The organism is Hymenobacter psoromatis, from assembly GCA_001596155.1.
In the GTDB taxonomy this organism is placed as follows: Bacteria; Bacteroidota; Bacteroidia; order Cytophagales; family Hymenobacteraceae; genus Hymenobacter.
The window spans coordinates 5185793-5199188 of sequence record CP014771.1; the positions used below are offsets into that span (position 1 = coordinate 5185793).

Here is a 13396-nt window from a genome sequence, read left to right on the forward strand (position 1 = left end):
TGCTGCAAGGCGAATTCACCCTGCGCCAGGGAGCCGGCGACGACTACATGAGTGGCCTGGCCAGGTAGCGCCTCAATTGATTTCATCACCTCCGTTTCGGGCTGCGGTTCAGCCCTGTGTCTTCCTTTTTTTCAACAATCCCATGAGTAAGTTCCTCACCTACGGCCTGGCCCTGGCCAGTCTGACCCTATTTGCCACCGGCTGCTCCGACAACAAGAGCCCCACCGAAACCACCACGGCTACCCCCGTCACTGCGGCCGCCCCCCCCGACAGCACCGCCGTACCCGCTGGCCTGGCTACCCAGTACACCTGCCCCATGCACCCCGAAGTGGTGGCCGACCAGCCCGGCAAGTGCCCGAAGTGCGGCATGAACCTGGTGGTGAAAAAGTAAATTGACGGAGAAGGAGTCACTTTTATATTATTATTGAGGTCATAAATTTAACTTCATGCACTCTCATAAAGTAATATTTCTCTCATCTGGTGCTGCCCGCCGTGCCCGTCGTAGCCGATATGGTCCCCGACGACGTGGGCCAGTAGGCCTACCACTGCCACACGAGCAACCACGCGGCGGCGGGTATGGCCACTTTTATGCGGTAAATCCGTAATTAGTCCTATAAAGCGTAAAACAGCAAGTCTGGTAGTCGACTTGACTTCCAGGCTTGCTGTTTTACGTTTGGTTGGTAGGCACGCGAAGTCGCCGGCTTTTCTGTGTTTATCAGCACCTGGCAGTGGCTGCGGAATGGCTCACGCAGCCAATAAGCTTACCGCTGATGGGTCCTTCGCTGGTGAACACTATCAAATTGAAGCCAGCCCGGAAGACCGCTAAAACCGCACCCTCAGGCCGCCACCGCCGCCAAAGCGGTTATCGTAGCTACCCATCAGCGAGAAGTTGCGGGAGAGCATATACTCTAGCCCGCTGTTCCAGACTACTTGCTTGGAGAAGTTGCGGTTGTTTTCCAGCTTGTTTACCCACCCAAAGTCAACCTGGTACTCATAATAGCCGAACGCCAGCAGTCGGGGGAAAATCATAATCTCGCGGCCCAGGCTGATGCGGGGGCGCAGCTGGTTGTCGATACGGGCATCGAGGCTGAACAGGTAGGGCGTCAGGAAGCGCAGGCCGACTACGGCCGTCGTGGTGGTTTTAATCACCACCTTGCCGTTCACCTGTTCTGTGGCGGGCGACATCATTCGTTTCCGGAAGTTCTCTACGTTTACGCCCCCAAACACGCGCAGGTAGTCGTAGAGGTAACGCTCGTAGGTAGCCTCCGTTTCCATATTGCGGTTCCAGCCGTTCTCCACGCTCAGGTTAAACTGGTTGCGGATGTTGGACGATACAAGGTTCAACGTGCCCATGTGCGAGGCGGCGTCGAGCAGGCCCCAGGTATAGTACTTATCAGTCTCGTGTAGTAGTTTGCTCACCGGTGAGCCCTTCAGGCGCGGGTCGCGGGGCGTATCGTAGCTCACGATGCGGGCCATGCCACTGGTGAGGTGGTAGAGAATGTGGCAGTGCAGAAACCAGTCACCCGACTCATCGCCCAGCACCTCAATCGTGACCTGCTTCATGGGCGGCACGTTCACGACGTTCTTCAAAGGTGAGTACTCGCCGTTTTCGTTGATGACCCGGAAAAAGTGCCCGTGCAGGTGCATGGGGTGGTGCATCATCGTCAGGTTGTTGTAGGAAATACGCGTAACCTGGTTGCGCCGAATCGGGATTTTATCGGCCGATTTCAGGGGCACGCCGTTCATGCTCCAGACGTAGCGTTGCATGTTGCCGGTGAGGTTGAGCAGCACGTTATGCACGGGTAGGCTGTCGGCGTAGGCCGTCCGCTTTAGCGCGCGCAGGTAGTCGTAGTTGTACTCCGAAAACATGTCCATGCCGCCCATGCCGGCCATCTTCTTGTCGCCGCCCATGTCCATGCCGGCCATCTTCTTGTCACCACTCATGTCCATGCCGGCCATTTTCTTGTCGCCGCTCATCGACATATCGTGTCCGGCGTGAGCCGTGTCAGCGGCCATCTTCGTGCCATCCATCTTCATGCCGGCCATATCGGGCTTAGATGAAGTCGGCTGGTCGCCCATCTTCATGCCGGCCATTTTCTTATCGCCGCTCATGTCCATGCCAGCCATCTTCTTGTCGCCATCCATATCTATGCCGCCCATTTTCTGGCCGCCGCTCATATCCATGCCAGCCATTTTCTTGTCGCCGCTCATGTCCATGCCGCCCATGTCCCCTTTTTTATCCTTTTTGCCCATCTGCATGCCCCAGTTGGCTTTCATCTGCTGAGGGTCAACGTGGTTGGGCCGGAACTTGAGGGCCGGCGCGCCCATGCGCATGTCCATCTTGGCCATCTGCTGCATGAGCGCGATTTTATCGGGCCGGACCAGCACCGGGCCAGCCACTACCGGGCCCGTGCCCAGGTAGGCCACGGTAGTGCCCGAACCGTCCTGGGCCATTGCCCGCAGCTCCAGCTTACCGGTGGGCGGAATGGTCACCAGAAAATCGTAGGTTTCGGCCACCGCGATGAACGTCTTGCTGTGCTTGACCGGCACCACGTCTTGTCCGTCAGAAGCAACCAGCAGCGGGTCACCGCCCAGGCTCGTCCAGAACTGGGTCGAGGCCGAGCCGTTGACGACGCGCAGGCGCACCCGCTCGCCGGGCTTCAGGTCCGGATACTGCTGTTCCGGCTGGCCATTGACCAGGAAGGCATTATAGTACACGTCGGCGATGCCGAAGGCATTCATGCGCTGTTTCCAGAAGTTGAGCTGCGCCCCGAAGGCCCCGCGGGCAATTACGCGGTTGAGCGGCGTGGCCGTGCCCTTGGCGATGTTGTACCAGTCGGTGCCCCGCTTGAGGTAGCGCAGCACGTTTTTGGGCTTCTGATTGGTCCAGTCCGAGAATACCACTACCAATTCCTTGTCATACTTCAGACGTTCCTGCTTGGCCTCAATGACGATAGCCCCAAATTCCCCGCTCTGCTCCTGTAGCATCGTGTGCGAGTGGTACCAGTAAGTGCCGGCCTGCTTGAGGGGAAACTGGTATTTCTGGGTCTGGCCCGGCTCAATGGGCGGCGTGTTGAGGTAGGGTACGCCGTCGTAGAAGTTGGGCACCAGCAGGCCATGCCAATGCACCGACGTTGCTACGGACATCTCGTTCTTGACGTAGATAACGGCGTAGTCACCCTCCGTGAAGTGCAACGTAGGACCAGGAACGCTACCGTTGACGGTCATACCCATCACGGGCTTGCCCGCCTTGTTCACCATCTCCTCCCGCATAGTCAGGCGGTACACGGTCGTATCGGTCTGGGCCCCGGCCGGCCGGACCATGAGCAACAGGCCGATTACAGCCAGGATTTTACTAAAAGTAGAAGTCATTACGAAAATTATTTAATGGCCCAGAAGGCCCACCAGCTACCGGAAATAACCGGCGCTGACCTATGCAATGGATTGGGTTTCTGTTACTCTCTCCGGGAGAATACAGTTTGGTGCGATTACGCAGCCGACTTGCATAATTTGCGGAGGACAGGTTAACTGCCAGGCCACAGCTAGTGCATTCTTCACGGCTGCTTAACCCGGATTGTGGAGTAGAAAGAAGGCTAAAAAAGCTATTTCAGAGAGAAAGAGCTACGTCCCTTCAGGTGCTTCGTCACGCAACAGCAGTCCTCGTCGCCGCTTGCTACCCATGCTGCTCTCAACGACGTCCGCATTACCCGAAAGAAAGCAGGGTTTTAGCATTCGCCTCATGCTAGTTGCTTGCGCTGTAGTAGAACAGACTGTAGCAACGCGGAAGTTTCATCAAAAACACTTTTGCGTTGCCCAGCGTCATTGGGGCGATAAGCATTAGTCGCCCTCTGGCGCGGGGGTAGTAACGACAGCCACGGGGTCGCCCGATATCTGGGTAGAGTCCGGCGGTCCGGTACTCCTTGCGGCTGCGTTGGGGAAGGCACCGAATAAGGAGCCTGGTAATAGAGAGTGATAAGGAGTGGGATAGTCAGGGCAGAAGGTCATCGGCACCGGGGCTGCTGGTAATAGCCGAATACCGGAGGCCCATGCTCTTACACACGGGTACGCCTCCCAGGGCAGGGTAGAAGCCGCGTGACCGCGATTAACCTTGCGTTTCTTGTGAACCAGTAGGCATGAAAATATTTTGTACTATTACGAGGCAACACAACTCAGAAAAAGGTCTGCGCCGCCAGCGTGAGCCCCAGCGTAACCAGCAGGCAGGCCACGACGACCGTGCGGATTTCCCAGGCGGGTGCCAGCGGCGCTGGTGGGCCGCCGGGCGCGGCGAAGTACATGGCCACGATAATCCGGCTGTACACGGCCAGCGCGATGGCGCTGTTGAGCACGGCGATAACGGCCAGCCAGGTGTAGCCGGCCGCCATTGCCGACTCGAACAGCAGCAGCTTGCCCGTGAACCCGGCCAGGGGCGGGATGCCGACCAGCGAGAACAGGAAGACCGTCATGGCCAGGCCCGTGAAGATGCGCGTGGTGCCGAGGCGCTTAAAATCAGCCAGCGTGCGGCCGGTGTGCAGCACGATGGCAAACGCGCCCGTGTTCATGGCGGCATAGGCAGCGGCGAATACCACCAGGGCCGGCAACGCCATCGCCCCGCGCACCCCCACCAGGGGCAGCAGAAAATACCCGGCCTGCGCTACCGTGGAGTAGGCCAGCAGGCGCACCACGTTGGTTTGCAGCAGGGCCAGCACGTTACCGAAAGTCATCGACGCCACGGCCAGCAGGGCCAGCACCAGCGGCCAGTCCACCGCGGTGGCGGGCAGCGACCGGCACACCTGCGCCAGCCCGAAAAAGGCCCCAATCTTGGGCACCACCGACAGGTAGGCGGCCACCGACACCGGGGTCCCCTCCAGCGTGTCGGGCGTCCAGAAGTGGAAGGGAAATACCGACGCCGCGTACCCCAGGCCGGTGAGGAGGGCCACGAAGCCGAACGCCAGCAGCGGCGCGGGCAGGTTGGGCTGGCTCAGCGCTCTCAACAGGGTGCTGCCCGTGATACCCACCCAGTAGCTCAGCCCAAAAACCAGGATGGCCGTCGTGACGGTGCCGTAGATGAAGTACTTCAGCGCGCCCTCGGTGCCGGCCTCGGTTTTGGCGTAGGCCGCCAGGGCAAAGCCGCTCAGGCTGGTCATGAGCAGGCCCAGCACGAGCAGCATCACGTCGCCGCTGCCGGCCAGCACCAGCGCCCCCAGCGTGCCGAAGCAGAGCAGGCTGTAAACGGTGCCTTCGCGCGGAGTGCCGCGCAACTCCTGTCGGGCCAGCAGGCAGCACAGCACCGCAGTCGGACACAGAATCAGCACGCTCCAGTGGTTGAGCAGCCCGACCCGGAACGTGCCCGAAAACGCCGTGGCCTGCACCGCCAGCCGGCCGGCGCTCACCACCGTGGCCGCCCCCAGGCCCACGGCCACGGTGGCCAGGCCCGCCCGTCGCCAGCGCAGCATCTCGGCTACCAGGGCCAGCATGGCCGTCAGCAGCACGATAAGCTGCGGCAGCACCAGGCGCAGGTCCTGGGCCATGCTCCCGCCGCTATTCATGGCCCAGCACCTGTTGCGTGGCGTGAATGACCCGCAGCAACGCCTCGGGGTAGAGGCCTAGCCCCACAATCAGGACGATGAGCGGAACGATGGCCCACAGCTCGCGGCCGGACAAGTCGGCCGGGGGGAGGGCGGTGGCGGGGGCCTCCCCCAGAAATACCCGCTGGATGGCGCGCAGGTAGAGGGCCGTGGTAAGCAGCAGCCCCAGCAGCAGCAGCGCCGTCATCACGGGCGCTACCTCGTAGCCTCCCAGGAAAATCTGGAACTCGGCGGGGAAGTGCGCCAAAGCCGGCAGGCCCAGCGAGGCGAAGGCCGCCAGGATAAACAGGCCGCTCAGCAGCGGGTAAACCTGCGCCAGCCCGCCGAGCTGGTCCATTTCGCGGGTGTTGGTCCGGTCCTGGATGGCCCCGATTAGCAGAAACAGGCAGCCGGTGACAATGCCGTGGCTGACCATTTGCAGCACGGCCCCGTCGAGCCCAAAGGCGCTGCCCGTGGTGGTGAGCGCCGCTGCCCCGACCCCGAACACCACGTAGCCCATGTGGTTGACGCTGGTGTAGGCCACCAGCCGCTTGATATCGGTTTGGCCCAGTGCGGCCAGCGCCCCGTAAATGGCCGAAAACAGGGCCAGGGCCATCACGTAGGGCGCAAACTGCCGGAAAGCGTCGGGGGTCATCTGCAAACTGAAGCGGATGAAGCCGTAGCCGCCCAGCTTCAGCATCACCCCCGCCAGAATGACGCTGCCCGCCGTTGGGGCCTCGGTGTGGGCCACCGGCAGCCAGGTGTGAAAGGGAAACAGGGGCGTTTTAATGGCGAAGGCCAGGAAAAAGGCCCAAAAGGTGAGCGCCGCCGCCGTGCCGGTCAGGGGCGGGTGGGCCAGCAGCATCCGCATATCGAAGGTGTGCGGAGCGGCATTGAGGTAGAGGGCCAGAAAAGCCAGCAGCAGGAATAGGCTGCCCACCAGGGTGTAGATGAAAAAGATGAGAGCGGCCTTTTTGCGGTTCTCGTGGCCCCAGCCGGCAATGATGAAGTACATGCCCACCAGCGTCAGCTCGAAAAAGACGTAGAACAGCAGCAGGTCCAGCGCCAGGAAAGCTCCCAGGCAGGCCGTTTCCAGCAGCAGCAGCAGGGCCACGAAGCTGCTGGGCTGTTCCGAAACCTTCGCCGAGTAAATCATGGCCACCAGAAACAGCACCGCCGTGAGCAGCACCAGCGGCAGGCTAATGCCATCGACGCCCACGCAGTAGGCGGCCCCCAGCGACGGAATCCAGCGCAGCTCCTCCACCTGGGCGAAGCCGCCAGGCACGCCGCGCACCCAGATGAGCGCGGTGGCCACCACCGTAAGGGCCGTGGTGCCGATGCCCAGCGCAAAAGCCAGTGCCCGGCGCTGGGTGCGAAGCAGCAGCAGCACCAGCGCCCCCAGCAGGGGCAGAAAAATACTGATGGAGAGTAGCGGAATATGCTGCATAAGTGCGAGTTAGAGAAGCGTAAAAAACAAAACGGCCCCCAGAACCAGCAGCCCGGCCACCGTCCACAGCAGCTCCTGGTGAATCAGCCCGGACTGGGTTCGCCGGCTAAGCTGCCCGGCTTTTTTTACCGCGGTGCCTACCTCGTCAATGGCCCCCGCGATGCCGGTCTCCGCCGACTGGCGAATGCCGTCCGCCAGTGTCAGGGTGCGGTGGCCCGCCGCCTGGGCGGCACTACTTAGGCCGGCATCGGCGGCGGCACCGACGGTGGCCAGGCTCAGCGCGGCCTGGCCTACCCCCAGCACGAGCTGGTGCAGGCTCAGGTCGAAGTCCCGGCACCAGGCCGCCAGGGCCAGCACCGGCCGCCCCACCACGGCCTCGAAGCCGCCGGCCAGGGGGTAGTTCTGCTGCGCGAACCGGAGCACGGGCTGCCGGAAATCAGCGGCGCGGAACAGGAAGAAGCCGACTCCCAGGCCCCCGACCGCCGCCGCCAGCCCGCTGAATTGGGCCGTCGCATTTTCCGGCAGTGTCAGCCCCACGAAGCGGAGCGCCGGGGCCAGCAGGCCCCCGCCCACTACCACGCCGCCCACCAGCAGCGCCAGCCCCGCCCGCATAAACCAGATGCCGCGGACGGCGGCGGTCGGCGGGCGCTCGGGACCAGTCCAGAGCAGCCGGAGGGAGCGCCCCATGTAGAGGGCCGTGAGCGCCGCCCCCAGCACCGCCACGCCGAAGTACGGCCCCGGATGGCCGGACTGGTAGCCGGCCGTCAGCACCGCGTCCTTTGACCAGTAGCCCACCAGCGGCGGCACCCCGGCCAGCGCCAGGCCGGCCAGCGCCCAGCCGCCAAACGCCCAGGGTGCCCACCGGCCGCTGCCGCTGATGCGGGGGAAGGCCGTGTCGTCGTTTTGGTGCTGAAAGATGCCCGCACTCAGAAACAGGCTGCTTTTCATGAAGGCGTGCGCCAGCAGGTGCGCCACGGCCGCCGCCGGCGAACCGGCGGCCAGGGCCAGCAGCATAAACCCCAGCTGGCTGGACGTGGAGGCGGCCAGCAGCTGCTTGATGTCGTTGCTGACCAGGGCCGTCAGGCCGGTCAGCACGATGGTCAGCCCCCCCACGGCCCCCACGAACGGCAGGCTGGCCGGGGGCAGCAGCGGGTAGGCCCGGAGCAGGAGCACCACCCCGGCGGCCACCATCGTGGCCGAGTGCAGCAGCGCCGACACCGGCGTCGGCCCCGCCATCGCCCCCGACAGCCAGCTCTGGAACGGCACCTGCGCCGACTTGCCCATCACGGCCAGCAGCAGCGCCAGCGCCCCCACCAGCGAGAGCAGCTGGCCCGGCTGCGGCTCAATGAGGTTGGTGCCGGTTTGCAAAATGATGAGCACCACGCCCAGATAGAGGCCCAGGTCGGTGCCGCGGGTGAGCAGAAAGGCTTTAAAGGCCCCCTGCCGGGCTTTTTCTTCCCAGTGCCAGGTCGCAATCAGCAGGTAGGACGCCAGCCCCATCAGCTCCCAGCCGGTGATAAACAGCAGCCAGTCGGCAGCCAGCACCAGCAGCTGCATCGCGGCAATGAAGAGCATCATGCTGCTCCAAAACCACACCTTACCCCGCTCGCGGGCCATGTAGCCGCGGGCGTAGGTCAGAATCAGCAGCGCCACGACGGCCACCACCAGGGCCAGCACCGCCGTAAAAGGCGTGGCTTCCAGCCGAAACGGCAGGCCAGGCAGACCCGGCAGCGTGAGCCCGGCCGCCGTGTGCTGCCGCACCTGGTAGAGCAGGCCGCCCGCGCCGGCCAGCGAAGCCAGCCCGCCGGCCAGCCCCAGCGCCGCCGGAAACCGGCGCAGCGCCACCATCAGCAGGCCCGCCAGCAGGGGCGCAAGGAGAATCAGCGCTATCATACGCCTTCCTCCTTTAAGTCAGCTGCCTCTTCTACCTCCACCGAGCCCCGGCTGCGGAAGCGCTGGGTCGCCAGGGCAAAGCCCACCGCCGCTTCCAGCGCCATCACGGTCATCACCACCAGCACGAACATTTGCAGGGCGTAGGTGTGGGGGTGCAGCAGCCGCCAGAACGCCACCAGGTTCAGCATGGCCGCAGCCAGCATCAGCTCCACGCCCATCATAATCATGACCAGGTTCGTCTGGCTGATAACGCCATACAGGCCCAGGGCAAACAACACGGCGGCGATACTCAGGCAAATCAGGAGAGCCATACTCAGTCGGGTTGCGGGGGATAAACGAGGGCGGTAGCCGCGGCGGCTATCATGGCCACCAGGATGGTGGTGCCGGCGGTTTCAAAAATCATCATGGAGCGGGTCATCAGTTCGATGCCCAAATCGTGGTTCTGCTGGGTGGCGGTGGGCACCCGCGCGAGCGGCGCGGGCCAGTTGGTGCTTAGCAGCAGGGCCAGCACCAGGGCGGCCACCGCCGCGCTGAGGGCCGTGGCGGGCTTCTGCTGGTGGGTCATGTTCATGTTGCCCAGCCCGCCGGGGTCCATCATGAACATCATCATGAAGAAGGCCATGATGCTCATCTCGGCCGCCATCATCATGATTTGCAGCACGCCCAGAAACTCGGCCTGCAACACCAGAAACATGGCCCCCAGCGCTACCATGCAGGCCAGCAGCGACATGGCCGAGCGCACCATCGAGTGGGTGCGGAACACCCGCCAGCCAAACCAGACGGCGGCCAGGCCAAACCCGGCCAGAAAAAACAGTTGCAACGGGTTCATAGCAGTAGTAGAATTCCGACCCACAGAATATTTAAAAGCGCGGCCGGCGTGGCGTACTTCCAGCTCCACTCCAGCATAAGGTCGTACCGAACCCTCGAAACGTAGCGGCCGACCCCGAAAAAGGAGGCCGCGACCAGCAGCGTTTTCAGGAGCGTCCAGACCACGCCCGGCAGCCCGGAACCCTGCCAGCCGCCCAGGTAAAAGACGGTAATGGTAACGGCCAGGCTCATCACCAGGCTCAGGCGCCCCAGCCGGAGCACCAGCCGCCGGGCCCCCGTGAAGTCGGCCCAGGCCCCGCCAGCCAGCTCGCCGGCGGCCACGGGCAGGTCGAAGGGGGGTAGGAAGGCCAGGGCCAGCGCCGCCAGGTAGAACAGGCCGAAGCCGACCGGCTGGTAGATGATGTTCCACAAGCCGCGCTGGGAAAGCACAATCTGCACCGGCACCATCGACTCGGCCCGCATCACGGTGGCCGTCAGTGCCATCACCATCGGCATGGAGTAGGCCAGCAGCTGCCCCAGAAAGCGCCAGCCCCCTATCATGGCGTATGCGCCGTTGCTCGACCAGCCGCCCAGCACCAACGCCACCATCACGTAGGCAAACGCGGCGTTGACGAACAAAGCCCCCGTGGCCAGGCTTAGCAGCGGCGCGCTGGCCGACCAGGGCAGCACTGCGGCCGCCAGCGTGCCGGCGGCCAGCAGCAGCACGGGCGCGGTTTCGTAGAACACGGCATCCCGCTGGCGGGGCTTGATTTCCTCGCGCGCCAGCAGCTTCAGCGCCAGCCGCACCGGCCTAGTCCAGGCCAGTCGCCCGGCCACCGACCAGTATTCGAGCACGGCCAGCGCGTACACGCCGCCCGCGAAAAGCAGCACGACCAGCAGCGTAGTAGCAAGAGTAGCGCTATTCTCCATCGGCGGCTGTATAGTGGGTCAGTTCCCAGGGCGAGATGTCCAGGGAGGCAATGGTTTTCAGCGCGTCGCCCAGCTCCAGTTCCCGCACGCCGGCCCGCACCAGGGCCGCGTGCGGCACGGAGGGCGGGTGCAGCACCGCGCTCACTACCTGGCCCGCCTGCACCTGAATAGTCAGCGTGGCCGTGCCGCGGGGCGTTTCCACGGCGGCGCTGCCCTGTCCGGTGCCGGCCAGGTCGGTTAGCAGCGGGGCCGCCGCCGCCGGGCCGGCGTGGTTGGCCTGAATGGCGCGGAGCAGCTGCTGGCTCTGGGTCAGCTCGTCGAGGCGGACGAGCAGCCGCCCCCAGGCATTATTCTCATCAATTACCAGCGGCGCAAAGCCCAGCGGCTGGTAGGCGGGGTCGGTCAGGCGGGCATCGTGGGCCAAGCCCGCGGCCCTGGCTACCGGCCCCCGGCAGTGGTGCAGGAGCAGTTCGGGCAGCTCCCCGACCGGGCTCAGGCTGCGCCGCAGCAGCGGCAGCTGCTTGACCCGCCGCACAAATTTCGGTAGCTCATCCGGCGTGGCGGTTCTCCGCACCATGCGGCCGTGCAGCCGCGCCGCCGCCTGTTGCAGCCAGTGGTTGCCAATCGTCAGACCGAAGCCCGCCAGCCAGTTGAGGTGACTGGCGAGGCGGGTCTGTTCCAGCTGGCTGACCTGCCAGCGTTGCGCCGCCGCCGGGGCCGGCTGCCCCAGGGCCTGGCTGAGGGCGCGGTGCGCCAGCACGCGGTAGGCCGCCGGGGCCAGCTGGTCGTGGCCCGCCAGCCACTCGGCGAACTGCGCCGCCAGCACGGGCAACAACGGGTAGTCAAGAGCAGCCGTTCCGGGCACCAGCTGGGCCTTCGTCACCGTGTCGCCGTCCAGGTGCAGGCGCAGCTGCAAGCCACCAGGCAGGCCGGGAAAGAAGGGGCCGAACGCAACTTCCGTCGCTTCCATCGGCAAACCGTCGGCACTGCGGGGCAGGTCCTTGGTCATGGCTACCATTGACATGAAGCCCATATCCATACCGGCCATATCTCCACCGGGCATATCCATACCGGCCATGTCCATGCCAGGCATGTCCATACCGGCCATGTCGCCCTGCTTCGTAGCCATCTTACCGCTCATGTCGGCCATGTCCATATCGTGCGCTCCCATGTCATGCGCACCCATATCCATTTTTGGCTGATGGTCAGTCATATTCATATCGCCCGCCGCCGTATCTCCTGCTTTTTTACTTTTCCCCTCACCGCTCATATCCATGCCGGCCATGTGGTGGTGGCCGCTTGGTGGCGGCTGGTGCCCTGCCGGGTGAGACTGGTCGGCGGCCGGTGGGGCCGGCGTGGGGCTGGACTGGTCGGGGGCATGGTGCGCGTGTTGACCGACTCCCGCTGCCGGGGGCTCCTGCGCGGCCCCCGGGGCCGGCATGGCATGGTGCCCATGCACACCGAGTTCGGGCGGGGCCGGTTCGGCTGGCTTTGATTCCGTAGTAGGCGAAGAGTGGTGATGGGCGTGGTCGTCCGCCGGGGGCTTCTGCTCTTCGGCCTGCCGGATGAACGCTGGCTCGTAGGGGCGGGCATCGGGACTCCAGCCGTGCGCCGCTAGCTGCTGGCGGCCGGCCGGGCCAAGCTCCAGCAACCCGGCCTGGTGCAGCGGAATCACCACGTCGGGGGCGGGTAGCGGCGGGGCGGCCTCCAGGCCGGCGAACACCAGCAGGCGGGGCCGGGGCATCTGGGCGAAGAGTACGGCAGCTTGCTCGGCGAGCCTGGGCGGCAGCGGCCCGGTCACCAGCAGCACGTCGGCACCGTTGGGGGTAGCGGCCGTTTCCAGGCCGGCCGCGCCCAGGTCCAGGCCCAGGGCGCGCGCCACGTCCGGCCCCGGCACCACCAGCACCCGCAGTACCAACGCGCCAGCGCCCAGCAGCCACTTCTTCAGCGGACTCAACAGGCCCAGCCGGGCACCAGACAGGAGCGCATCTGCCATATTATTGCCGTTTCAGTCCGCCCTGGTTCCAGGTGTACACTAGGCCCAGAAATAAAATAAGCAGGAAAACACCCATGTCTAGCAGGGCCGTGATACCCAGCTTCTTGTAGACGACCGCCCACGGATACATGAAGGCCATTTCCATATCGAAGCACAGAAAGAGCAGGGCAAAGCCGTAGTAGTGAACGTGGTACCGCACCCAGGCGGGTTCCACGGCCAGCCGGCCGCTTTCGGCAGGCACGTCCTTGCCCGGCTCAGCTACCGGCGGGCCCAGCGAGAATTTAACCAGGTAAAGCAGCCCGGCAAAGACCCCGGTGCAAGTCAGCATCCCCAGCAGCAAGAGGTAGTGGGAGTCGTTGGCCATGAGAGCGGAGCAGTTTCGTGGGGATACTTCCGGGACTTGCTATCCTTATTATACTGGAAAAAGTCGTTACAGTTTGCGTCTGCCGGACCGCTGGTTACTACTACAGAGGCCGGTTTATATCCGGTCGGATGGTTTTGCCACGGGTAGTAAGGCACCAGGATTTTGGCGATGACATCTTGAATTTATTTAATCGCGCCGCATTCAAGCGGGCTTTTTGCCCATATGCTTCTTCGTATTAGATAAATTATTGCAGCCGTGAATTTACGGCGCGAATCGGGGTAAATTAGTCGGTGCCGTGTCGTCGCGCCCGGCAAAAGCGGTCGCTGTTCAATGGCTGCCTGGTGAATTATGCAAGCAGATACTACGTATTATGCAAGCTGCCCGGCGTTCGCACT

10 protein-coding genes are annotated in these 13396 nt (G+C 63.8%); 1 reads left to right on the plus strand and 9 read right to left on the minus strand.

What is annotated here, in order from left to right; all coding sequences use genetic code 11:
• Nucleotides 1–142: 142 nt before the first annotated feature.
• Complete coding sequence (locus tag A0257_22070) at nucleotides 143–391, plus strand: hypothetical protein (protein ID AMR29515.1); 249 nt, start codon at nucleotides 143–145, stop codon at nucleotides 389–391.
• Nucleotides 392–822: 431 nt separating this feature from the next.
• Here A0257_22070 and A0257_22075 read toward each other — a convergent pair whose 3' ends face one another.
• The 9 genes from A0257_22075 to A0257_22115 all read right to left on the minus strand — a co-directional run bounded on the left by A0257_22075 (nucleotide 823) and on the right by A0257_22115 (nucleotide 13001).
• Nucleotides 823–3324: a copper oxidase gene (locus A0257_22075; GenBank protein ID AMR29906.1), complete on the minus strand. Its 2502-nt coding sequence runs from the start codon at nucleotides 3322–3324 to the stop codon at nucleotides 823–825.
• A gap of 845 nt (nucleotides 3325–4169) precedes the next feature.
• Nucleotides 4170–5528: an oxidoreductase gene (locus A0257_22080; protein ID AMR29907.1), complete on the minus strand. Its 1359-nt coding sequence runs from the start codon at nucleotides 5526–5528 to the stop codon at nucleotides 4170–4172.
• A 10-nt stretch (nucleotides 5529–5538) separates the two neighbouring features.
• A complete protein-coding gene (locus A0257_22085; protein AMR29516.1) occupies nucleotides 5539–7011 on the minus strand; it encodes an oxidoreductase in 1473 nt (490 codons plus the stop codon).
• 9 nt (nucleotides 7012–7020) lie between these two features.
• Nucleotides 7021–8904 (minus strand): hypothetical protein, encoded by a 1884-nt coding sequence (locus A0257_22090; GenBank protein AMR29517.1) that lies wholly within the window; start codon nucleotides 8902–8904, stop codon nucleotides 7021–7023.
• The gene (locus tag A0257_22095) at nucleotides 8901–9221 is read right to left on the minus strand and encodes an NADH-quinone oxidoreductase subunit K (GenBank protein AMR29518.1); all 321 of its coding nucleotides are present in this window, start codon (nucleotides 9219–9221) and stop codon (nucleotides 8901–8903) included. The genes A0257_22090 and A0257_22095 overlap by 4 nt, the downstream gene beginning before the upstream one ends.
• A complete protein-coding gene (locus A0257_22100) occupies nucleotides 9218–9733 on the minus strand; it encodes a hypothetical protein (protein AMR29519.1) in 516 nt (171 codons plus the stop codon). The genes A0257_22095 and A0257_22100 overlap by 4 nt, the downstream gene beginning before the upstream one ends.
• On the minus strand, nucleotides 9730–10641 hold the full coding sequence (locus A0257_22105) for an NADH dehydrogenase (protein AMR29520.1): 912 nt from the start codon (nucleotides 10639–10641) through the stop codon (nucleotides 9730–9732). The genes A0257_22100 and A0257_22105 overlap by 4 nt, the downstream gene beginning before the upstream one ends.
• Nucleotides 10631–12637 carry a hypothetical protein gene (locus A0257_22110; protein AMR29521.1) on the minus strand — a complete coding sequence of 669 codons (2007 nt, stop codon included), beginning with the start codon at nucleotides 12635–12637 and terminating at the stop codon, nucleotides 10631–10633. Before A0257_22110 ends, A0257_22105 begins: the two co-directional genes overlap by 11 nt.
• A 1-nt stretch (nucleotide 12638) precedes the next feature.
• Nucleotides 12639–13001, minus strand: a complete 363-nt coding sequence (locus A0257_22115) for an NADH-quinone oxidoreductase subunit I (protein AMR29522.1) — start codon at nucleotides 12999–13001, stop codon at nucleotides 12639–12641.
• Nucleotides 13002–13396 lie beyond the last annotated feature (395 nt).